Raw genomic sequence first — 18,748 nt, 5'->3', positions numbered from 1 at the left:
CGCAATGGAGGAAGGCTACCGCGCCCCGCAAAATAGTCAAGCAACCTGACTATCTGACGTCGCTGAGCGTATCGAAGCGGGCGCCGTAGGCCTGCAATCCCTGCACGATCGCGTCCATCGCCGCCTTGCCGAGCTCCTTGCGCATCTCGGCTTCGGCCACATCGACGGCATCGCCAAACGCCTCCAGCCATTTCAGTCCGGCCGGCGTGAAGCGGACGAGGCGCGCGCGCCGGTCGCTCGGATCGGCTTCGCGCGACACCAGTCCCAGCTCGGCGCATTGATCGACCAGTTCGCCCATCGCCTGCTTGCTCATCGAGGCCCGCCGCGCGAGCTCGGTCAGCCGCGTGCCCTCGACGTCGAGATTTCGCGTGAGGCTGACATGAGCGATCCGCGTTTCGCCGTGACCGCTCTCCGCCATCAGCTGGAGAACCCGGGATTCGAACCGGCGCACCGCATTGTTGAGCAACCGGCCGACATTGGCGTGCCGCCAGGCCGTTCCGGTTCGTCCCGCAAGCGGCGCCGTGCGTGGAGATCGCGCTGTCATGTCGGGAACACCTCGCTTCATCGAGCTACGCTGGACCAGCGTAGCAGGCGCAAGGTGACATCGGGAAAAGCGTGAGTTGTCACGCCAAGAAATGGTCGGAGCGGCAGGATTCGAACCTGCGACCCCTGCGTCCCGAACATATGGGCACCCCTATCACCCATTGATTTTATTGGGCTTTTTGACGATTTCGAACCACGATCTTCCCTGTTTGTTCACGCTCAATCTGTACCCAATCTGTACCCCATCCTCATCGTCCACCATCCGTTCTTTGGGAGCAAATCATGACTAAAACCATGATGGCAATCGCCATGCTATTCGTCACTGCGGCTCACGCCGAGAGCCCCTATCCCACGCCGAGCCGTGACGGCCGTGAGCGTATCCAGCGCACCGGCACCTGCCCTACGGGGTATGTTGGAAAGGGGGACTTCTGTGAAGCTCTCCACCAGGACACACCCAGGGCCTACCCTGTGATCCCGGGCAAGCCCTGCCCGTCCGGCACCTTCCGGAGCGGAGACGCATGCAAGAGCTTCCGCTGAACTTCAGCGTCGAGGATTTCCGCGTTGCCCGCTCGTTGGCGGACAAACTGCTGGCGACCTGCCAGCCTGCTGAGCTTTGGGACAACCTCGACGCGCTGTCCCGCGAGCAGTGCCATGCTCTCGATACAATCGCCTTCGAGTGCGCAACCTGCAATCACTGGTTTGCGGTCATCGAGCGACGCGAGGTGGAAGGAAGGTGGGAATGCAGGGAGTGTGCGTGACCGACAAAGGAAGCCGAAACCATGAGCGCCACTGACATGAGGAAGAAGCAGCTCAAGATCGGCGATTTTGTCCAGCAGAAGGTCTGGGACAACGGCGATCCCATCCCAGAGGAGCATCTCCCCTCCCCCAAGCGGGTCATTGACCTGACTGGCGCCTATCTGGTTCGCGTCGATGGCGCACGTGACTGGCAGGCAGGATCTCAGTTCGAGATTATCGGATGAAGGTCGCCTTCGTATCCTGCGTCAAGACCAAGGCCGACCGGCCGGCATCCGCCAAGGACCTCTACATCTCGCCATGGTTCAAAATGGCGAAGTTCTGGGCCGAGCGGAATGCCGACGAGTGGTACGTGCTCTCCGCAGAGCACGGCTTGCTGCATCCGGACGATTGGGCTGCCCCATACGAGAAGACGCTCAACTCGATGCCGCTAATCGCGAGGCGCATCTGGGCAGACGAGATCGACAGGGAGATCCAGAAGCGCGGCATCCGTGGCGACACAGCTGTCTTGCTCGCCGGAGTGCGCTACAGACAGTTTGTTCACGGACACCTTCTCCAGTATTTTGGAGCTGTTGAAGTTCCGATGTTCGGACTGACGATGGGCCGGCAGCTGAGCTGGCTCGCCGAGAGGACTTGATGAAGATGTCGAAGATGATGTTGTTGCTTGCTGCAGCTGCTGCTCTTACCGCCTCCCCGGCCAGCGCATTCTACACCGAATGCACGGCCATCAAGGAAATCGAGCTGCTCAACCGGCCAGACGGCAAAACCGATCCCAGGTTCGAGCCCGTGGCGAAGGGCGACAAGGTTGCCTTCCGCGACGAGTATCAGGGCTGGTGGTTCGTCATTCACGACGGCACCTATGGCTGGGTCCAGAAGAGCGACTTGACGAAGTGCAAGAAGATGGACGGAACGCCATAATGCGAGTCCTGGTCTACGGCGGTCGGGACTTCGTCGATAGAAGATGGCTCTATCGCGTTCTGGACGAGCTGGATGCGCGTTCAACGATCAGTTGCATCATTGAGGGTGAGGCGTCTGGAGCCGATAGGATGGCCCGGGAATGGGCCAAGAGCCGCGGTGTCCTGTTCGATCCGTACCCAGCTGCGTGGAACGATATCACCCGCCCCGGCGCCGTGGTCCGACGCAACAAGGCCGGCAAGCTGTATGATGCAGCTGCCGGCCCATTCCGGAACGAGAAGATGCTTCGCGAGGGTAAGCCGGACTATGCGGTAGGCTTCCCTGGCGGGACCGGCACCCGGGACATGACGATCAGGTGTTGGGAATATGGACTCGCCCCTTTGCTTCCGAAGCCCACCTGATCAGGCTTGGCGCTGAGACAGCAACGATGACGTTGAGAGCGATATAGATGAACCCCGCGGCGGTCGGCGCGCTCACCTCGTTGATTGGCAGGACGATGCACCAGTTGTAGCAGACGGCGCCGAGCATGGTCACGACGATCGCCGCCCATAAGCCCCAGACAATCCCGAAGCGGCTGTGCAATCGCCGCTGCTGGTGGCAGGGCCGGACTTGACGGTGAAGCGGCTGCGGAATGCGACAACTCCGGCCGGGCTGCTTACTGGCGCGGCACCATCAGCGAAATCGAGATCCATACGGCACATGGGCTTTTCGAGCAGGTCGCGGATCCACGACGGCTGTTCATTTTTTGAGATATGCTGATCAAGGACTTCCTCTGCTGCGACCCAGAGCGCATCCACGCTTCTCAGGACCCGCAAGAGGTGGTTTGACGTCATCAAAAAATCATCCCCATCCAAGGACTTCGCCTGGTAACGGCCGTCTTCAGCCGAAATTTCGTAACCCCGATAACAAAAAGAACGCTTCATGGTGTTCCGCCGCCAGACCATAGCCGAGACCCCAACGTCCCGGTTCCGTCGTTTGCATTAGCTAGGCCCGCAGCAAAATGCAAGTTTTCACCGCGTCCACAATGCTATTCCGGCAGGAAGTGACAACATCCAAAAGCCCGACATTTCCGGCTTGAAAGCCCCTTCATCGGGCTCCAACCCAAAACTTGCTTGTTTGCATTTTATATTGTATTGCAAATCAACAACGCAAATGGAGGGGCAAGGTGTTTAGCCGATTGATGCTGGGTTGCTGTTCCGCCGTGAGTCCCTGCTCCCATCAGCAGCGCGATCCAAATTCGATCTGCGATATCTGCTGCCAGGCGTCCCGAATCGCTCCGGTCGCTGCGCCAGTTAGGACCGAGATCAAGCGCAACAACCTCGACTGGGATCGCTACCACCTGCGCGTGGCTCGCGAGATCGCCAGCGGATCGAAGGACCCGAGCACGCAAGTCGGCGCGGTGATCGTCCGACCGGACAGAACGATCGCGGGGACCGGATACAACGGCTTCCCGCGCGGAATCGCTGACACCTTCGAGCGCTTGCATGACCGGGACACCAAGATCGCCCTGGTCATCCACGCTGAGATCAACGCGGTGCTGACTGCTCGTGAGCCGCTCCACGGCTACACGCTCTACACCTGGCCGTTCCTCACCTGCGACCGCTGCGCCCTCCACATGGTGCAGGCAGGCATCAAGCGCGTCGTCGCGCCTGAGCTGCCGGAAGACAAGCGCGAACGGTGGAAGGACTCGATGGCAAAGTCACGCTCGATCTACGACGAATGCGGCATCCAGTGCGACATCATCGACCTGCCGGAGGACGAAGATGTCGCATGACCGCGGCTGCCCGTGCGGCAACGAGCGATGGGATTTTCGTGAGTGCGCCATCCGCAAGGGCGATGACTGCTATCGTTACCATCTCGTCCAGAAATGGGAGCCTCCTAAAACGAAGCCCCGCATCCGAGTGAAGGCAGCTACGGAGCGCGTCGATGCGACTTGAAGACTGGCCCCTGGCGCAGGTCCGCGTGAAGTGCGCGCAGTGCAACCGCGAAGGCCGTGTGAGCAAGGTCAAGCTGCTGGAGCGCTTCGGTCACGACCGCGAGATGTTCGTGGTCAGGGCCAAGCTAACGGAGCCGACCTGCGACCGCAAGGACAAGAAGCAGCCCTGCATGTCGATCCTGCCGGATGCCATGCTGGTCCAGGCGATCCTCGCAGAGCGCAAGGAAGACGTGCTCAAGCCAGAGCTGATCGAGGAAGCGATGCAATATCAGCCGCGGTGGCTGAAGGAGGAGGACTGATGAAGCTGACGAGCAGGGAGAAGTTGGCCTTGAAGGACGCTGTCGAGCGGCCCGGCGGTTGGGGACTCTTCAACCCGAAGACGACTGCGAAGCTGGCGGAGCGCGGCTTCTTCATCAAGGAGAATCTGAACGGCTACGGCATGCAGTGGCGGATCACCGATGCCGGCCGCGCAGCGCTCACAGAGGCTGACGTATGAAGGTCGGCGACAAGGTCGAGAAGATCAAGGGGTACAAGTGGCCGGGCGTGGTCGTCTCGATGTTCTCGACACTCAAGGGCGAGCCACGCCTGGTTGTCGAGTGTACCGTCCCTGAAGTCGCAGGCGCGCTTCACATCTACAATCTTGAGCAGCTCCGTCTGATCGATTGACGACCAAAAGTTGACAGCCCTCGCTCGCTCTGGCATTTGCATGAATGCAAAGGACATCAATGCAAATGCAAAAGTTCCAACTGAGCCCTCTCCTGAGACACCACTATGGCCTGGCGAAGATCGACCCGCCGTGGACGTTCCAGACCTATTCAGAGAAAGGCAAGGGCAAGTCGGCTGAGCAGCACTACGAGTGCATGTCGATCGACGACATCTACGAGCTGCCGATTGCGGAGCTTGCGCACCCAGATGGCATGTGGGTTTGGCTCTATGCCACGGGCGCGATGTACGACGAGGCTCGCGAGTGCCTCAGGCGCTGGAACGTCAAGTACGTCACCCAAGGCGTCTGGGTGAAGATGACGAAGGACAACAGCCGGCCGACCTTCGGCACCGGCTACGTCTTCCGCAACTGTCATGAGCCGATCCTGATCGGCAAGGTTGGCAAGCCTCGCGTTCATGCCCGCGACATCCGCTCTGCCATCTTGAGCCCGCGTCGCGAACACTCACGCAAGCCCGAGGAGGGATACGTCAACGCTGCCAAGATGGCAGGACCGTATCCGAAGGCGGACATCTTCGCGCGCCAAGAGCGGCCGGGATGGGACGCCTGGGGCCATGAGGTCACGAAATTCAATTCCGAGCTGGTCGGTGAGCCGGCTCTGAACGTCGCTGGCGAACCAGCAATCCTCGCAGCTTAACCAGGAGATCGAAGTGAAGAGAGCAATCTCGGCGCTGCTCTGCGCCGCTGCCTTGGCCGTGACAGTCAGTACGGCTGAAGCTCGTCCCCGTAATCATCATCGCCACCACCATCCCCAGGTGGTCGTGCAGCAGGAGGAGCAGAGCTTCTTCGGCGGCTTTCAGAATGGCCTGCAGCATGGTTTCAGCGCCGGCAGCAGCTTCGTAGAGCGCGCTCGCCAGTTCGTCGGTGAGACAGCCCATCAGGTCGGCGTCCGCAGCACACTGTGGTGCTCCGCCTTCCTGCGCAAGGTCACGGGCGCCACGGGCGTCGATGACCGCGCCCTGTCCTGGGAAAGCCACCGCCATATCGCGCCGCAGGTCGGAGCTGTCGTGACCATGGGTCGTCGCGGCGGCGGCCACGTCGGAATCGTGTCCGGCTTCACCAAGACGGGTGACCCAATCGTCATCAGCGGCAACCACAGCCACCACGTGGCCGAGAGCGTCTACCCGCGCCGACGCATACGCGCCTGGGTGTCACCAACCTAAGGATCTACATGCCGATCATCAGAAAAGATTGGATCACGCGCGAAGACCTCCGGGGCAACCCGGAGGCAGTCTTCGTCTTCGGCGACAACGTCGAGCGGCGGGGCTACGGAGGTCAGGCGGCGGCCATGCGCGGCGAGCCCAACGCGATCGGCGTAGCCACGAAATGGAAGCCCAGCATGTCCCCTGCGGCGTTCTTCGACGACAGCATCGAGTGTCAGGTGGCGGTGATGCAGGACCTGAAGAGAGTCCAGGACGCGCTCGACGCCGGCAAGACCGTCTACGTGCCAAAGGACGGCATCGGGACCGGGCTATCCCGCCTGTTTGCCACGGCGCCGAACCTCGATCGCTTCATCAAGCGGTGGTTCGAGGATCGCGAGAAGCCGCACGGATTCGGTCGCTGCCCGACCTGCGGCTAGCCTGGCCACGTGATGGAGAAGCGGCCCAACGGCGACACGATCTGCATCGAAGGCCACAAGCATCCCTCATCGGAGTTTCGCTGATGTCAATCGACCTGACGTGGAGGCCAGGACCTGAGTGCCTCGCCCACTGGGCAAAGGTTCGCGAGAAGATCCAAGCGAACCCGACCATGATCAAACCTCAGTCACTCACTCATGTGCGCGCGTCAGTTCTCGAAGCTGAGCTGCTCAAGTTGAAAGCTGAGCTTCGCAAGCTGTCTGAATAAGGGGCGATTGCTCACATGACGATGTTTCTGACCAGAGGAGATGCGATCCTCTTCCGGACCGACGACTTGATCTCGGAGCTGGAGTCCCGGGGCTTCAAGGTGCTGGCGAAGAGCGCGTCTCGTCCCGCGCTGTCGTGGCATCGGACAGAGCCCTTCCCCAAGGGATTGGACTTCAAGGCTGAGGCCACGGAGAAGATTCGCGGACAGCTCACGGCCGCAGATCTCGAGTTTCGCACAAGGCCGCACATGACGTGCTCAATCAGCGACGGAGAGCTAGTTGAGACGACCGTCCATTCCGCATACCTGAGGGTGTTCCGATGAGCGCCGCAGCAGTCCACAGGCGCGAGATGGCGCACAAGATCTGGCGTTGGAACGTTGGCCGGATGGAGCCGGCCGACGTGGAGGATGACAAAGAAGGATGAGGCTGCGCTCGCCTACTGGAAGGAGGGCGGCCACATCGAGCAGGCAGACACCACCTGATGCGCCTCACCGATGCTGGGCGGGCAGCGCTTCGGGAGCCATGGCCATCAGGATGTCACTCGCCAAATTCGTGCTCTCGTAACCGGCACTGCATGTACACTCTCTGCCTGCACGAGAATAGCGCCACCTTGCAGTCCGACATCGACAAGGTATGCGGGGCTAATCAGTCTGATGGCGTGAGGTGATCCAGGCGATGGATCGGCGACGGCGAACAGCGTTGAATACGCTGCGGAAAACCCTTTTGCATCGCGGGAACACTACGGTGCCGGGGTATTGCGGATGTTGCGAAGCGGGGGCAATGGGATACAAATAACCCCGTTCGACACCGGATGTGCCGAATGGTTGAGCAAGCCGCATGTTGATAGGGCGTATGCTGCATGCACTTTGCGTTGCGGAAGAGGACGAAGACCAGTCATCTTCTTCATGCGAGGCAAATCACCTCGCACAACCTCACCAGCGAAAGGACGCTTCAGATATGGCCCCCACTATCGAACTAGCAGTTGGACCGATCGACATCACCGGAACCGGATTACCCGGGACCGGTGCTGCCGTCGTGATCGTGATCGCGATCATCATCTACCTGATCAAGGCAAGACCCAGCATCAGTCTTAATCTGACCTGATGTCTGACCGGAGCGCTGGCGGCTGAACCCCGCCAGTTCTCTGCGGTCATTGTGCATGACTGCTGCCCGGCTGCAAGGCCGATGAAATACGAGCACGGAGGGCGATGCATGCTGGCAACACTAATGCCGGGCGATGATGTCGTGCGCCCTGCTGCTTAGCGAGCCTCCTGTGCGACCTAGATAGCTGCATTGCCCGGTCCATGGCGCAGTCTAGCATCAAGAACAACCCCCATAACCCGTCTGAGCTTTTTCCTCAGAAACCACCAGTTCTCTCGCTTTCCAACTTCCTCCGGGGGTTGTGAACGTCTATCCTTGCGCCGAATTGTTGGGGGATTTCATGAAGCTAAGCAGTTTTTGGGTCCAGAATTTTCGATCAATCGAAGACAGCGGCTGGATCAACGTTGGTGGTCTTACAGCCTTGGTAGGTCGGAACGAGAGCGGCAAATCCAACCTGCTGCTGGCGCTCGCGTCGCTCAATCCGCCCGGGAAAATGCAGCCTCTGAACCCTGTAAAGGACTTTCCGCGGAGTCGTAGGTTAGAAGACTGCATGGACAATACACCCGTTGTGTGGACGTGGTGGGAGCTCACGCCGGAAGAAACTGAGCAGATCACCCCTCTTCTGGGCCCGCTAAAGAAGGTTGCCGTGGGCCGCCCATACGGTGCTCAACTCTGGACCGATTTTCAAACGACGCCGCCAGCCCTCGACCCCAAGAAAGCCGCGAGCGCCCTAAAACGCCTGAAACCGGTTCTTGAGCCGAAATGGCTCGCTGTTGAGGGTGAGACGAAGACCCATTGTATCAACGCATGGACAGCGCTCGAAACCGCCAACACAACAGCGGAAGCAAAAGTTTGGGCAGCGGCAATTGCCCCAGCGGCGACCGCTGTTAGAACAACCCTTGGTGCGGCTGGTATTATGCTCGATGACGCCCAGGACGAACTACTGACCGAGGTCGAGGATCACGCTGCGGAAATCACTGGTTATGATGGGAAGTGGCAGGAGGCGCGAAAGCTAGTTTTGGATTGGCTGCCCCAATTCATCTACATCGCGGATTTTCCCGAATTGTCTGGACATCAAGACTTACAGGCTTTCGTCGAAGCCCGCGGAAACAACCCGTCCACAAAGGAGAGTGAAAACAACTTCGAGAAACTCGCCAAGGTCGCGGGGTTCAAACCGAATGAGCTGTACGAAAAACGCGCCGACCACGAATTAAGAGGACAACTCCTTAATCGCGCTAGTTCACTTGTGACAGGTGAAATTCGCCGACTCTGGAAAGACCGGAAACTCATGGTCCGCATCGATATCGACGGGCCTCACGTTACAGTTTTGGTTTCAGACCCGAACGCCCAATATCCCGTTGAAGTGAATCTAGATGAGCGAAGCCGCGGGTTTAGGTGGTTCTTTGCCTTCTACATCACGTTTTCAGCCGATACTCAGGGCGGCAATGCCGAAGGAGCCATCCTCCTCCTCGACGAGCCGGGGTTATACCTGCACGCTAAATCCCAGGAACACCTCCTCAAGCACTTCCGTGAGGACTACAAAAACCAGATCATCTACACCACCCACTCTCCCTTCATGGTCCCACCGGACGCCATCGAGATTGTGAGGACGGTCAACATCGACGAAAAGACCGGAACTAAGGTCACCAACGTTCCGACAGGCGACGCCAGAACGCTGTTCCCCCTACAGGCGGCTCTGGGCTACCAGTTATCTCAAACCCTTTTCGTAGGTCACTCAAACCTCATCGTAGAGGGCGTGACCGACTTTTGGATACTCTCTTCCGTAAATGCCCACTGCTCCGCGGCGGGCGTCCCTGCGCTGCCCGAGGAACTGACCATCACCCCTGCCGGCGGTGCTGGGAAAGTCTCCTATATGGCCGCTCTTCTAGCTTCAGAAGAATTAAACGTTCTTGTTCTTCTGGACGATGATCGCTCCGGCCGTGAGACCCAGAAGGATATCGTCAAAAACAAATTGCTCAGAGAGACAGCCGTGCTCTTTGTAACGGAGGGGTTCGATCCAAAACCCTCCGAGGCTGATATTGAGGACCTTATAGAACCGGCGGTTTATGAAAAGCTGGTAGCAGACACATACAAGACGGAATTAAGGGGAAAGAAGCTCGCGCTAAACGCCAAAATTCCTCGCATAGTCAAGCGGTACGAGGAGGCATTTGCTGCAATAGGGTTAGAGTTCTTCAAAACGCGCCCTGCCCGAGAATTCATGTCGTTGGTGGGATCAGAACCAGCCAAGGTTTTGACGCCGGACAGCATCAAACGCTTTCAGGCAATCTTTAAAACATTGTCCGATCGATATACCAAAATGAAAGGCTCAGCCCCCTTCAAGTGAAGCGCTCCAATACTCGCTTCAGCAAGGCCGCCCGCTTCGACACCATCCCGGTCGCCTCGACATCAAGTTATTGGCGCTCGTTGCAGGACGATTGACGGTGCGCGCGGCGAGTGAGCCGTGCGCGGGTCGCGAATTCCGAATACCAGAAATATTGTTGACAGGGCCCCAAATCAGTGGTTTGATGCCGCCATCCCGCCCGCACTGAGAGTGGCGTATCGCGATCGTCACGGGACGTTGCGGCGGGGAGCGGCGGCCGCGGGGCGACGCAGCATCTCATCGAGGTGCAGACGAACGTCGTTTTGCGGACGGTCAAGCCGTGTGGTCCCGACACCCCGACGCTGGTGTCTTGGTCGGCGAACAGGAACAGCCAAGCATTCATGTCAGGTGCTCCAGGGCTGCGAATTCGTCGTGGGTCCTTTGGCACCATGCGGCGAAGCGCTTGATGTGGACGGCGAAAAACCGGCGTACCAGGTAGGAGCGCACGACCGAGACGACCGTGAACGCCAGCGTGATGCCCATGGACGCCCCGAGCTTCACCGGAGCGCCGAACAGCGGCAGGAGCACGAAGTTCACCGGCACGGAGGTGACGAACCCGATCAGGGCATTCGTCACAACCTCCACCAGGGACATGACCCGGGACTGCTCCATCAGGCCGCCGGCCGCAGCTTCAGGGCGCCGCGCATGAACGAAGCGATGTTCCGCTTCAGCTCATCCTGAGTCCCGTTGTTGTCGATCACGAAATCGCACATCCAGGGCTCGATCGTCAGCGAGGTGCGCGGCTCGCGATATTCCAGGCGCTCGCAGGCGTCGATCCAGATCGAGATGTCGAACACCCCAGCGTTCTTTAGCGCGTGAAATTCGCGGGCGTTTCGGTTGCCGACATAGAGATCGTATTCGTTGAAGATCGCGCGCCCCAGCGTGGTGAGGTCGGCTTTGTTGGAATCTGCGATCAGATCGAACCACGTTGACCGGTGGTTCGCCCTGTCGTCGTAGCATTCCTGCACCGATGCGTACTTGCCGGGATACTTCTCCTCGAACCACGGGAACACGACCCGCTCGGCCATGAACCAGCTCGACGACACGAACGTCGCGCCGAACTTGTCGCGCAGGATCTCGGCCGCGGTGTCCTTGCCATGCCGGCCGTGGCCGACAACCATCATACGATACGGGAAGCTCATCTGATCAACTCTCTCCATTTGCATTCGTGCAAATCTCTAGGCAGCAAAAGTCGCTGGCATGCGGATGACAGGCTTCTCCGGACGCCACTTGCCCTTCTGCAGCGTGATCAGAGCGCGCTTGCCGTCCTGGTATTGGACGACGTGGGAGACGGCCCAGCCAGACGGCCCCTTGTTGTAGCCGTGCCGCAGGTTCATCGCGCCGGCCACGTACACTCCCTCGTTGATCTCGGGGCTGTGCTTGTCGCCGATGGTCATCTTGCGGCCCATGCGGGCGAAGCCAGACACAGTGCCCTTGGCGCCGTTCGCGCCGCGGAAGCCGTGGTTGCCGACCTCGATGCCGTCGATCAGCTTGCTGTAGCCGTCGTGGCACCACTCGATCTTGTCGCCGATCTGCGGGAATTTCTGACGGATCGCATATTCGAGCAGAGAGAAGCGCGGAATCGGCAGACCATTGTCGATGGCGCGGGAGCGCTCTTCGACGTGCGCCATGTAGGCGTCTTCGAGCTGCAGGCCGAAGCGCAGGTTGGTGCCGTGCCCGCGATAGCGAGCCTCTCGGACGTACTTCTCCAGCGCGATGTCGTGGTTACCCTCGGCAACGATGCCCTGGCTGTCATCACCGATCGTGCGGTGCAGGAAGTCGCCACACTGGTCGACCTCGTCCTCCACCTTGTCACGACCCCGGAACGCCATCTCGTAATGATACGCGACGTCGTGGACGTGGTGATGGTTGCCCGGCTCGTTGTCGAAGATGTCGTGGTAGATCCGGTACTGCGGATTGAGCACGTCGGTCAGGCTGTTGCGATACCGAGCGACGTTGCCGCGCATGTCCCAGCCGAAGGTCGCCATGGTGTTGGCGGCGTCGAGCTTGCGGACGTGGATGTCGGCATAGGTGATCGCCCGAGCGCGATGCCCGGTCGTGACCTCGCCATCCGCCACATGGGCGTCAAGGTCATAGAACGAGCCGTCCTCGTTGGCGGTGATCTGCCGGCAGAAGACGTCGCCGTCGCCGTCGAACTGGACCACGGTAGCCCCGATGACCTGGTGGAAGATGGACTTCACGCCCGCCTTGCGCGGGATCACCTTCGGCCGGGTCACCGCGCCAGTCGTCATGACCTGGTGTGCTTGGATGTTCGGATCGGTGGACGGAACGCTCTTCAGCTGGCGCTTGGCATGCGGGAACACGGCCCAGCGGCCGCGGCTGTAGGTCACGAGGTCCGAGATCGGCTGCGACGCGGTCGGCAGCGTGTTCATCTCGCCGCAGAACATGAAGTTGTCGCCGATCTTCATCTGGCCGAAGCACAGATACTCGGTCAGCTCGTTCGAGTACGCGCGGGCGGTCGGGTTGTTCTCGGCCCACCACTGGGTCTCATAGGTCCACGGCCCAACGACGATCTCGGCCTCGAGGTATGCCGCATAGGCCTGGAGGTTGGCCCAGAACTCCTCATGGAGCAGCGCATCGTTCTGCGCTCCCGTGAAAATGAAGTTCCGATTACGAGCGTCCTTGATCGGCGCGACGCGCAGGGTGTCGGTCATCCAGGTCCGCGGAGTCCCTTCCTTGGTCACGTAGCCGCGCAGCTGCCGGTCGTATTTGCGGACCAGGTAGGAGTCGATGATGATGGCGTCGGGGTTGATGACCGGATAGCGGGATCTGGTGATGAGGCTGGTCACCTCCACCGACAGGTCCTGGGCGCGCATGTGCGCGTGGTCCTCGGCGGACAGCTCCTCGCCGGCCTCATCGGCGCCCCGGGTCACGGTAGCGGCGGGCTGCGGCGGGATGTAAAGAGACCAGTCGACAGCGAAGTGCTCTTTGCGCTTGCGCTTCAAGGCCTCTTCGGCACGGACCCAGTTCGGATAATTGATGCCTTCGCGGCGCTCGGCGGTCTTGGTCGCGGAAGCAACGCCTCCGCGCGAGCCCTGGGGATGGTACCCCAGCTGCAGAAGGTCTTCGACTACCTTCTTTCTGCGGGCACGCTCTTCGGTCGTTAGCGCGGTCATAGCACCTTCGTCTGGTTGAGAGATTTTGCAGTACCACAATGTTTGCATTCATGCAAATTTTCGGACTATCGGCAGGCAGGTTTGGGTTGCATCGCAAAACACGAATATCTTGAGTCGAGGAGCTGCACGTGCATAGATTAGCCATTGCCACTCGCTCGAATTGCTGAGCCCGGATTATGATCCGCCTTTCACTCACTCTCCTCATTTTGCTCTGGATCGGTCAGTCAACCGCGAGCGCCGAACCCTCGGGGTGGTCCAGGACCTGCGTGTTCAAGTCCGGGCCCCTCGCTGGTCAGTCGCAGTTTTTCGCGAACTACCCCCCAGCTCCAGTTGGCTCGTTCTGTTCAGACGGGATCGCAAACAGCGGCTTTGTCACTCCGGAAGGCTCCACCTGCAACTTTCAGACGGGCATCTTTGCGGGCCACAAGGTGTCCTACCGCTGGCTTGGCTATCTGCTTCCGGTCGGCGCGGGATGCCAGGATGGCATGGGTGGTGTTGGGCAAGTCGAAGACGCGCCTGGCGAGCAGGACTTCTCACAGACATGCCGTTATATGGTTGGGCCGAAGAGTGGCACGCGCGAGAGCTTTCCTAATTTGAAGCCGGCGCGGGTCGGGATCAATTGTTGGGACGGCGTTTCAAGTCACGGAGTCGTTTATATCAGCAGTCCAGGAGTGGCAGCTAACGGATGGAACGGAGACCCAAAAACGACGCCAGCTCCAGATCCATCCGCTCCGCTGGTGGGCCCGGGCGGCGCAGCGGAGGCCCAGAAGACGCCACTTTACTCGGTCATGAAATGTGTTGCCGCCAGCGGCGGCTCTGAAGAAGCGGCAGCGGCATGCGTAGCTAAAGACATGCCGCGCGACGCTGTTGAACAATGCGCGCGCGATTGCGGGGCCTGTTTCGGCAAGTGGGACACGAACTTCTATGCGTGCAAGGCAGTGATCGGAGGAGCGAAAATCCTCGGGATCGATCTTGGGGGTGCAGCTAAGGCCGCGGATGCAGCCTGGGGTGCAGCAGTAGACGGCGGCAAGGTCGTTCTCGACGCCGGAAAAGAGGTTGGGAGTGCTGCGGTTGGCACGGCGAAAACCATCGTAAAAACAATTGACAAGCTCAATCCGTTTTGACCGGGGTGGCTTCGTCCAACTTGGGGCTTCAGTGAGCAGCTGCCTCGAACAGCGCGGTACCGGGTGATGGAAGTCCGGAGCTAGGCACAAAAAGTGGCCCCCAGCTCGCGCCTGGGGCCATCAGAGTTTTGCAGAGGCGCCGCCTCTTAGCCGGGCGGCTTGAAGTTCAAAAATTTCATGATCCTATCGACCATGATGTCGGGCAGCTTCATCACCTGATCGGAGATGTCGTCCATTCGGGCGGTCAGACGACTCTCAATCGCCTGCACAGTCTCCCAGGAGGCGTACTCCTCGGCGACCTTCAGCTTGAAGGCTGCAAGCTCCCTCTCGTTCTGGAGGGCCTTCTTGGCCGCCTCGTCGATCTTCCCGTCCACGCGCCACCAGACGCCCAGGATGAGGCCAACGGCAGCGATGAAGGGGCCGGCAACGCTGACGATGCCTTCCATGGTGATGGCGTCAACGGGAGGGGTCGGCGCGACCATTATCTGGTTCCAATCTGTAGAGCATCGATCTGGGCGAGACACTCGGCTACGCCGTCGATACGGTTGTTCGCGGTGATGAGGGCAGCTTGGTAGCGGGCAATGACCGCGACCTTGTCCAAGCCTGGAGCGATCGGCGGCAGAGCCACCTTGTGAGCGACCTTCTGGCACTCAGCCAGGCCGGCCGGCGCCCCGTGGACGAGGTCACCTGATGTCAAGCAGCCAGCGAGAGTCAGCGGGAGAGAGACGAGCGCCGCTACTCGCAGGGCGCTTCGCAGGACGTGGTGCATGGATCTTTGCCTTGGGTTGAGGGACCGGCTGAGGCTGCGCGGTCGGCTGCTCAGGCTGCGGCGATGGGCATTGAGGGGCTGCGGACCTCTCCTGCTCGGCAGCAGCGAGCTGAAGCTTTGATGCTCCAAGCTCCCGCCTCAGGGACTCGATGGCTCCATGCCGACTGGCGGCGCCGACGTAATGCGCAGCGGCGAGCGCTAAGATGGCGAGCAGAGCAGCCAGGCTGATCTGGCCCTCCTTCGAGGTGATGATGTCCAGGACGGCTTTCGCCTTCTCCCGGACCGTGGGGATGAGCCCCACGATCTTCTCTATGATGGACATGATTACCTGTTGAGGTTCTGGCCGGTCTGGTGGTCTTTGAGACGGGCCTCGATGACATCGCCGTAGCAGCGCCACAGCACGAACCCGACGACGATCGCACCGACCCACCAGTACGGCAGGAGCCCGACAACAACGTCTTGGGCGGAGTCCAGGATGCCCTTGGCAACCTGCACCTGGCTGACCACGTCCTTGGCCTTGTCGAGGACGCCGGTCGTGTTGGCTCCGCCGATCGCGCCGGCGCCGACGATGACCTTGGTCAGCATGGAGCCCTTCTGGGCCGCCTTGATCGTCTTGGAACCAGCGGCGGCAAGATCACCAGCCGTGGCGGTTGCGCGCTCAGGCGAGGCCGGACGGGGCGCTATGGCCTTATCCAGAGCCGCCGTGGTCTCGGCGTTCGGGTGACCAGTGACCTTCAGGCCTTCGCGCCGCTGGAACGCCGCGCAGGCGCCCGTGGTGAGGTCTGCCCAGTCGCCGTCGACCTTGCCGACGTTGTAATTCAGGCCCTTCAGCTTCTGCTGGTAGACCAGCGTGATCGACTTGCCGGGCTTGGCCTCGTAATCCCCGCTCGCCAGGCGCCGCGCCCAGGCGATGTCAGCGGCCTGCATGCGGGTGTCGTAGTGGTTTTGGGCGTATCCGGGACCGTTGTACCCCCGGGCGAAGCTGGTGAAGTCCTTGGCGACCAGGAACCTGTCGAGCTTCGCGTGCCGGATCTCGCGGCAGAGCGCGTCGACCTGCTCGGCGATGCCCTTCGACAGCTCGGCGACCATCGCTGTGGCGCTCTCGTATTTCAGGCCCTCAGCGTTGAAGCCCATGGTCTGGCCGAGACCCCAGGACGCCGCCCGGTTGGCGACCTCCTCGTCGATCTGACGCGCCTTGGCGATCAGCGACAGACGGCCGGCGGACTTGCCCTGATCCTTGTACTGGGTCTTCGGCGACCACTTCGGGATCGCGAGGCCGGCGGCGATCGCGGTCTTCAGCTTGCTCGGCTGATGAGCCTGCATCTCGGAATAGAACTTGTGGCGCTCGAACAGCAGCGTCGGGGTGTGATTGTCCTCCTCGAACGGCTTTCCGGAGGTCTCGCACTCGACGACGGCCAGCAGCGAAGATGCCGGCCAGCCGTGCTGGTTCGCCGCCGCCACGATGGCGTCGATGATCTCTTGACTGAACATGTTGGATTCCGTGGTTTAGGGAGCCGCGTTGCCGCTTCCGGGCGCTCCGGGAAGCACACCGCCCATCGGCTCTCCGGGCATGGGTCTGAGGAAAAGGTCGTCGGCGCGGTTGCTGTAATCGACACCGTCGCCGGGGGCTCGGCACTGCAGGCTGGAGCGGATGCCGGTGCTCTTGATGTACGTGTGGGTTGCCTTCTCAACGACGTAGGAGCCGTTGATGCCGTCCCGCATGTTGGTCACAAGGATCGTCTGCGCGTCGCGGATCCAGGGATCACCCTTGGCGAGATCGAAGATCGCCTCGACGGAGGCGCGCTTGATCGCCCCGGCCTTGGCCGCCGCGGCAGCCTCAGCCTCCATCTGAGAGTTGAAGATCTGGCCGATCGTGAAGGGATCGCCATCGCCGCCGGGAAGCGCGGACGAGATCCATTTCCGGATGTGCTGATCCTTATCCCAGTAGGCAGCCTTCACTTCAGACGCATCATTGCGGCCCGCGTAGCGGACGCGCCACGTTCCGAAGTGCTCGGGATGCAGCACCAATGTCGGCAATGCGACGCCGCTGACGCTCTCGGTCGAGTCGCGCGGGACGAAGACCAGGTTGCCGTCAGCCACCTTGCCAACGGCGCCGAACATGCGCTCCAGCTCGTGGATCATGTGCAGGTTGCTGACCTGCTGATTCTTGAATGGGATCTGCCGGCCAGCCAGGTCGCTTGGGATTGATAGCTGAAGTCCGGATTGCGAGGCCATCTCGCCGAGGATGTCACCAACAGTCTTGTTGCTGAAGTTGGCGATCTGCGGGGCCTTCTTGATATCGTTGAAGCCGGTCGATGTGCCGGTGAGCTGGATGCTCCGCGGCACACCTTCGAAGATGACGTCGTCGATCGTATAGGTTCCGAGATAGGCTAGGCCGATCTCCTTGTAGCCCAACCAGACCTGGATCATTTCTCCACCGAACGGCCTGGCAATGCGCCAGTCACGGTCATCGAGTTCGATCTCGCATCGGTCGCCCTCGCCCCCGCCGGACGTCAGGTCAACCTTGATCTTGGTGGTCCGATCATTGAAGTGATCGGTGATGTCGACCCCGCCTTTGTAGATGCGGTAGATCGGGGTGTAGCCAGTAGCCACGCACGCCTCCAAACAAAGAGGCCGCCCCGAAGGACGGCCTTGATCTTTCATGGCGCATCAGAAGCTCGTTCTGATACGCGATTGCGTATATTGAGCCGCTATACGCGACTGCGTATGTCTCAGTTCCAGAGGAAGAGTTGCGGAAGGACAGGCACCGCGGTGACCTTCACCGGAGGCTCCGGGAGGTTGATGCTGACGCCCATCGGCAGAACGATGCCATATAGCTCGATGCCGTCGTTCTGCTCGATGACCCACTCCACGAGACGGTTGCTGGTCGAGCCGTATCGTGCGTAGACGATGCGGTCGAGCCGGTCGAACATCTTGGTGACGTAAATCGACATCAGGTGGCCCAGAAATCTTGAGCAGCTGCAGTGTTTAGGTCGTCGCCATACCGCGTCAACTCCAGCTGGAAGTCGATCTTGTGCGCGATGCCGATCGTGCCGATCTTGGACTCCACGGTGCGAAGCCGCTTGATGGCGAAGTTGCCAAGGTTCTCGCTGCCATACGACAGAGAACCGCCAGGCTGCGACAGCGGATAGAAGCGCGCCAGTATGTAGGGCTTACCTGATCGTCCAGCCTGATCGAGCAGCTTGATGGTTGAGAGGCCGCCGAAGTGATACGGATACATCCGACCTTCGACGACGATGTTCTCTTCTCCAGGCCCAGTGAACTGCATCGCGGGATCGCGCGACAGGCGGTCGTTAGAAACCCAGGTGAACTGTCGATCGCGCTGCAGCTGCTCGAAGCCGGGCGTGTCGTTGTTCGGCAGGGGGACGTAGAAAAGGATCACATTGTCGCTCGCGTTGGGTTCGAGCGAACCCAAACCCATGAGCACAGAGGCCATAGAACCCTCTCAAAATGAAAAGGCCCCGCCGGATGGCGAGGCCTCTATCGGTGGAAGTTGTGTCCCGGC

General features: G+C 60.5%; 27 protein-coding genes. 16 read left to right on the top strand and 11 right to left on the bottom strand.

From position 1 onward, the window contains the following. Positions 1–49: 49 nt before the first annotated feature. Entirely contained in the window at positions 50–544 is a 495-nt protein-coding gene (locus tag QX070_RS26830; protein WP_315740169.1) for a MarR family winged helix-turn-helix transcriptional regulator, read from the bottom strand. Positions 545–1,061: 517 nt separating this feature from the next. Between QX070_RS26830 and QX070_RS26825 the strand changes: the two genes are divergently transcribed. Genes QX070_RS26825 through QX070_RS33075 form a run of 5 tightly spaced genes read left to right on the top strand, consistent with a single transcriptional unit; the run spans position 1,062 to position 2,612 of the window. Further along, positions 1,062–1,301: a hypothetical protein gene (locus QX070_RS26825; protein ID WP_315740168.1), complete on the top strand. Its 240-nt coding sequence runs from the start codon at positions 1,062–1,064 to the stop codon at positions 1,299–1,301. Between the two features lie 21 nt (positions 1,302–1,322). Beyond that, positions 1,323–1,523: a hypothetical protein gene (locus tag QX070_RS26820; protein ID WP_315740167.1), complete on the top strand. Its 201-nt coding sequence runs from the start codon at positions 1,323–1,325 to the stop codon at positions 1,521–1,523. Continuing rightward, the gene (locus tag QX070_RS26815) at positions 1,520–1,933 is read left to right on the top strand and encodes a DUF6884 domain-containing protein (protein WP_315740166.1); all 414 of its coding nucleotides are present in this window, start codon (positions 1,520–1,522) and stop codon (positions 1,931–1,933) included. The genes QX070_RS26820 and QX070_RS26815 overlap by 4 nt, the downstream gene beginning before the upstream one ends. Next, complete coding sequence (locus QX070_RS26810; protein ID WP_315740165.1) at positions 1,933–2,214, top strand: hypothetical protein; 282 nt, start codon at positions 1,933–1,935, stop codon at positions 2,212–2,214. The genes QX070_RS26815 and QX070_RS26810 overlap by 1 nt, the downstream gene beginning before the upstream one ends. Next, entirely contained in the window at positions 2,214–2,612 is a 399-nt protein-coding gene (locus tag QX070_RS33075) for a DUF2493 domain-containing protein (protein ID WP_409999184.1), read from the top strand. Before QX070_RS26810 ends, QX070_RS33075 begins: the two co-directional genes overlap by 1 nt. On the opposite strand, the gene QX070_RS26805 is transcribed toward QX070_RS33075, so the two are convergent. Continuing rightward, a complete protein-coding gene (locus QX070_RS26805) occupies positions 2,563–2,745 on the bottom strand; it encodes a hypothetical protein (protein WP_315740164.1) in 183 nt (60 codons plus the stop codon). The genes QX070_RS33075 and QX070_RS26805 overlap by 50 nt on opposite strands. Then, positions 2,742–3,134: a hypothetical protein gene (locus QX070_RS26800; RefSeq protein ID WP_315740163.1), complete on the bottom strand. Its 393-nt coding sequence runs from the start codon at positions 3,132–3,134 to the stop codon at positions 2,742–2,744. Before QX070_RS26800 ends, QX070_RS26805 begins: the two co-directional genes overlap by 4 nt. A gap of 242 nt (positions 3,135–3,376) precedes the next feature. Here QX070_RS26800 and QX070_RS26795 point away from each other — a divergent pair, with 242 nt between their 5' ends. From QX070_RS26795 to QX070_RS26750, 10 genes are all read left to right on the top strand, one after another. Then, positions 3,377–3,985, top strand: a complete 609-nt coding sequence (locus QX070_RS26795) for a deoxycytidylate deaminase (protein WP_315740162.1) — start codon at positions 3,377–3,379, stop codon at positions 3,983–3,985. 152 nt (positions 3,986–4,137) lie between these two features. Then, positions 4,138–4,446, top strand: coding sequence for a hypothetical protein (locus tag QX070_RS26790; protein WP_315740161.1), 309 nt, complete (start codon positions 4,138–4,140; stop codon positions 4,444–4,446). Continuing rightward, positions 4,446–4,643 carry a hypothetical protein gene (locus QX070_RS26785; protein ID WP_315740160.1) on the top strand — a complete coding sequence of 66 codons (198 nt, stop codon included), beginning with the start codon at positions 4,446–4,448 and terminating at the stop codon, positions 4,641–4,643. Before QX070_RS26790 ends, QX070_RS26785 begins: the two co-directional genes overlap by 1 nt. Then, positions 4,640–4,813 (top strand): hypothetical protein, encoded by a 174-nt coding sequence (locus QX070_RS26780; RefSeq protein ID WP_315740159.1) that lies wholly within the window; start codon positions 4,640–4,642, stop codon positions 4,811–4,813. The genes QX070_RS26785 and QX070_RS26780 overlap by 4 nt, the downstream gene beginning before the upstream one ends. 44 nt (positions 4,814–4,857) lie before the next feature. Continuing rightward, a complete protein-coding gene (locus tag QX070_RS26775; protein ID WP_315740158.1) occupies positions 4,858–5,505 on the top strand; it encodes an MT-A70 family methyltransferase in 648 nt (215 codons plus the stop codon). A 13-nt stretch (positions 5,506–5,518) separates the two neighbouring features. Further along, entirely contained in the window at positions 5,519–6,031 is a 513-nt protein-coding gene (locus QX070_RS26770) for a hypothetical protein (protein ID WP_315740157.1), read from the top strand. 8 nt (positions 6,032–6,039) lie between these two features. Beyond that, complete coding sequence (locus QX070_RS26765) at positions 6,040–6,447, top strand: hypothetical protein (protein ID WP_315740156.1); 408 nt, start codon at positions 6,040–6,042, stop codon at positions 6,445–6,447. A gap of 281 nt (positions 6,448–6,728) precedes the next feature. Next, positions 6,729–7,034 (top strand): hypothetical protein, encoded by a 306-nt coding sequence (locus tag QX070_RS26760; RefSeq protein WP_315740155.1) that lies wholly within the window; start codon positions 6,729–6,731, stop codon positions 7,032–7,034. A 529-nt stretch (positions 7,035–7,563) separates the two neighbouring features. After that, the gene (locus tag QX070_RS26755; protein ID WP_315740154.1) at positions 7,564–7,815 is read left to right on the top strand and encodes a hypothetical protein; all 252 of its coding nucleotides are present in this window, start codon (positions 7,564–7,566) and stop codon (positions 7,813–7,815) included. 337 nt (positions 7,816–8,152) lie between these two features. After that, positions 8,153–10,156, top strand: a complete 2,004-nt coding sequence (locus tag QX070_RS26750; protein WP_315740153.1) for an ATP-dependent nuclease — start codon at positions 8,153–8,155, stop codon at positions 10,154–10,156. A gap of 375 nt (positions 10,157–10,531) precedes the next feature. Here the strand turns inward: QX070_RS26750 and QX070_RS26745 are convergent, their stop codons facing one another. From QX070_RS26745 to QX070_RS26735, 3 genes are read right to left on the bottom strand one after another with little or no spacing between them, the layout of a single operon-like run. After that, positions 10,532–10,786 carry a polysaccharide biosynthesis C-terminal domain-containing protein gene (locus QX070_RS26745; protein WP_315740152.1) on the bottom strand — a complete coding sequence of 85 codons (255 nt, stop codon included), beginning with the start codon at positions 10,784–10,786 and terminating at the stop codon, positions 10,532–10,534. A gap of 17 nt (positions 10,787–10,803) precedes the next feature. Next, positions 10,804–11,334, bottom strand: a complete 531-nt coding sequence (locus QX070_RS26740) for a hypothetical protein (protein WP_315740151.1) — start codon at positions 11,332–11,334, stop codon at positions 10,804–10,806. Positions 11,335–11,370: 36 nt separating this feature from the next. After that, positions 11,371–13,329: a hypothetical protein gene (locus QX070_RS26735; RefSeq protein ID WP_315740150.1), complete on the bottom strand. Its 1,959-nt coding sequence runs from the start codon at positions 13,327–13,329 to the stop codon at positions 11,371–11,373. Positions 13,330–13,595: 266 nt separating this feature from the next. Here QX070_RS26735 and QX070_RS26730 point away from each other — a divergent pair, with 266 nt between their 5' ends. Further along, entirely contained in the window at positions 13,596–14,453 is an 858-nt protein-coding gene (locus QX070_RS26730) for a hypothetical protein (protein WP_315740149.1), read from the top strand. Positions 14,454–14,599: 146 nt separating this feature from the next. On the opposite strand, the gene QX070_RS26725 is transcribed toward QX070_RS26730, so the two are convergent. The 5 genes from QX070_RS26725 to QX070_RS26705 form a co-directional block, all read right to left on the bottom strand. After that, positions 14,600–14,935: a hypothetical protein gene (locus QX070_RS26725; protein WP_315740148.1), complete on the bottom strand. Its 336-nt coding sequence runs from the start codon at positions 14,933–14,935 to the stop codon at positions 14,600–14,602. A 611-nt stretch (positions 14,936–15,546) separates the two neighbouring features. Beyond that, positions 15,547–16,713, bottom strand: a complete 1,167-nt coding sequence (locus QX070_RS26720) for an N-acetylmuramidase domain-containing protein (RefSeq protein WP_315740147.1) — start codon at positions 16,711–16,713, stop codon at positions 15,547–15,549. A 15-nt stretch (positions 16,714–16,728) separates the two neighbouring features. After that, positions 16,729–17,835 carry a hypothetical protein gene (locus QX070_RS26715; RefSeq protein WP_315740146.1) on the bottom strand — a complete coding sequence of 369 codons (1,107 nt, stop codon included), beginning with the start codon at positions 17,833–17,835 and terminating at the stop codon, positions 16,729–16,731. Positions 17,836–17,954: 119 nt separating this feature from the next. Beyond that, positions 17,955–18,176 (bottom strand): tail protein X, encoded by a 222-nt coding sequence (locus QX070_RS26710; RefSeq protein ID WP_315740145.1) that lies wholly within the window; start codon positions 18,174–18,176, stop codon positions 17,955–17,957. Continuing rightward, positions 18,176–18,679 (bottom strand): phage tail protein, encoded by a 504-nt coding sequence (locus tag QX070_RS26705; protein ID WP_315740144.1) that lies wholly within the window; start codon positions 18,677–18,679, stop codon positions 18,176–18,178. The genes QX070_RS26710 and QX070_RS26705 overlap by 1 nt, the downstream gene beginning before the upstream one ends. Positions 18,680–18,748 lie beyond the last annotated feature (69 nt).

This window comes from Bradyrhizobium sp. SZCCHNR1093 (assembly GCF_032381175.1).
In the GTDB taxonomy this organism is placed as follows: Bacteria; Pseudomonadota; Alphaproteobacteria; order Rhizobiales; family Xanthobacteraceae; genus Bradyrhizobium.
This window is presented reverse-complemented; position numbering and strand designations above follow the sequence as displayed.

What these genes read in the sequence shown, in the direction of transcription:
- QX070_RS26765 (WP_315740156.1), top strand. Translation starts at nt 6,040, where the DNA reads ATGCCGATCATCAGAAAAGATTGGATCACGCGCGAAGACCTCCGGGGC.
- QX070_RS26755 (WP_315740154.1), top strand. Translation starts at nt 7,564, where the DNA reads ATGCTGCATGCACTTTGCGTTGCGGAAGAGGACGAAGACCAGTCATCT.
- QX070_RS26800 (WP_315740163.1), bottom strand. Translation starts at nt 3,134, where the DNA reads ATGAAGCGTTCTTTTTGTTATCGGGGTTACGAAATTTCGGCTGAAGAC.
- QX070_RS26815 (WP_315740166.1), top strand. Translation starts at nt 1,520, where the DNA reads ATGAAGGTCGCCTTCGTATCCTGCGTCAAGACCAAGGCCGACCGGCCG.
- QX070_RS26705 (WP_315740144.1), bottom strand. Translation starts at nt 18,679, where the DNA reads ATGGCCTCTGTGCTCATGGGTTTGGGTTCGCTCGAACCCAACGCGAGC.
- QX070_RS26720 (WP_315740147.1), bottom strand. Translation starts at nt 16,713, where the DNA reads ATGTTCAGTCAAGAGATCATCGACGCCATCGTGGCGGCGGCGAACCAG.
- QX070_RS26785 (WP_315740160.1), top strand. Translation starts at nt 4,446, where the DNA reads ATGAAGCTGACGAGCAGGGAGAAGTTGGCCTTGAAGGACGCTGTCGAG.
- QX070_RS26810 (WP_315740165.1), top strand. Translation starts at nt 1,933, where the DNA reads ATGAAGATGTCGAAGATGATGTTGTTGCTTGCTGCAGCTGCTGCTCTT.
- QX070_RS26725 (WP_315740148.1), bottom strand. Translation starts at nt 14,935, where the DNA reads ATGGTCGCGCCGACCCCTCCCGTTGACGCCATCACCATGGAAGGCATC.
- QX070_RS26790 (WP_315740161.1), top strand. Translation starts at nt 4,138, where the DNA reads ATGCGACTTGAAGACTGGCCCCTGGCGCAGGTCCGCGTGAAGTGCGCG.
- QX070_RS33075 (WP_409999184.1), top strand. Translation starts at nt 2,214, where the DNA reads ATGCGAGTCCTGGTCTACGGCGGTCGGGACTTCGTCGATAGAAGATGG.
- QX070_RS26710 (WP_315740145.1), bottom strand. Translation starts at nt 18,176, where the DNA reads ATGTCGATTTACGTCACCAAGATGTTCGACCGGCTCGACCGCATCGTC.
- QX070_RS26760 (WP_315740155.1), top strand. Translation starts at nt 6,729, where the DNA reads ATGACGATGTTTCTGACCAGAGGAGATGCGATCCTCTTCCGGACCGAC.
- QX070_RS26780 (WP_315740159.1), top strand. Translation starts at nt 4,640, where the DNA reads ATGAAGGTCGGCGACAAGGTCGAGAAGATCAAGGGGTACAAGTGGCCG.
- QX070_RS26735 (WP_315740150.1), bottom strand. Translation starts at nt 13,329, where the DNA reads ATGACCGCGCTAACGACCGAAGAGCGTGCCCGCAGAAAGAAGGTAGTC.
- QX070_RS26750 (WP_315740153.1), top strand. Translation starts at nt 8,153, where the DNA reads ATGAAGCTAAGCAGTTTTTGGGTCCAGAATTTTCGATCAATCGAAGAC.
- QX070_RS26775 (WP_315740158.1), top strand. Translation starts at nt 4,858, where the DNA reads ATGCAAAGGACATCAATGCAAATGCAAAAGTTCCAACTGAGCCCTCTC.
- QX070_RS26825 (WP_315740168.1), top strand. Translation starts at nt 1,062, where the DNA reads ATGCAAGAGCTTCCGCTGAACTTCAGCGTCGAGGATTTCCGCGTTGCC.
- QX070_RS26820 (WP_315740167.1), top strand. Translation starts at nt 1,323, where the DNA reads ATGAGCGCCACTGACATGAGGAAGAAGCAGCTCAAGATCGGCGATTTT.
- QX070_RS26740 (WP_315740151.1), bottom strand. Translation starts at nt 11,334, where the DNA reads ATGAGCTTCCCGTATCGTATGATGGTTGTCGGCCACGGCCGGCATGGC.
- QX070_RS26830 (WP_315740169.1), bottom strand. Translation starts at nt 544, where the DNA reads ATGACAGCGCGATCTCCACGCACGGCGCCGCTTGCGGGACGAACCGGA.
- QX070_RS26745 (WP_315740152.1), bottom strand. Translation starts at nt 10,786, where the DNA reads ATGTCCCTGGTGGAGGTTGTGACGAATGCCCTGATCGGGTTCGTCACC.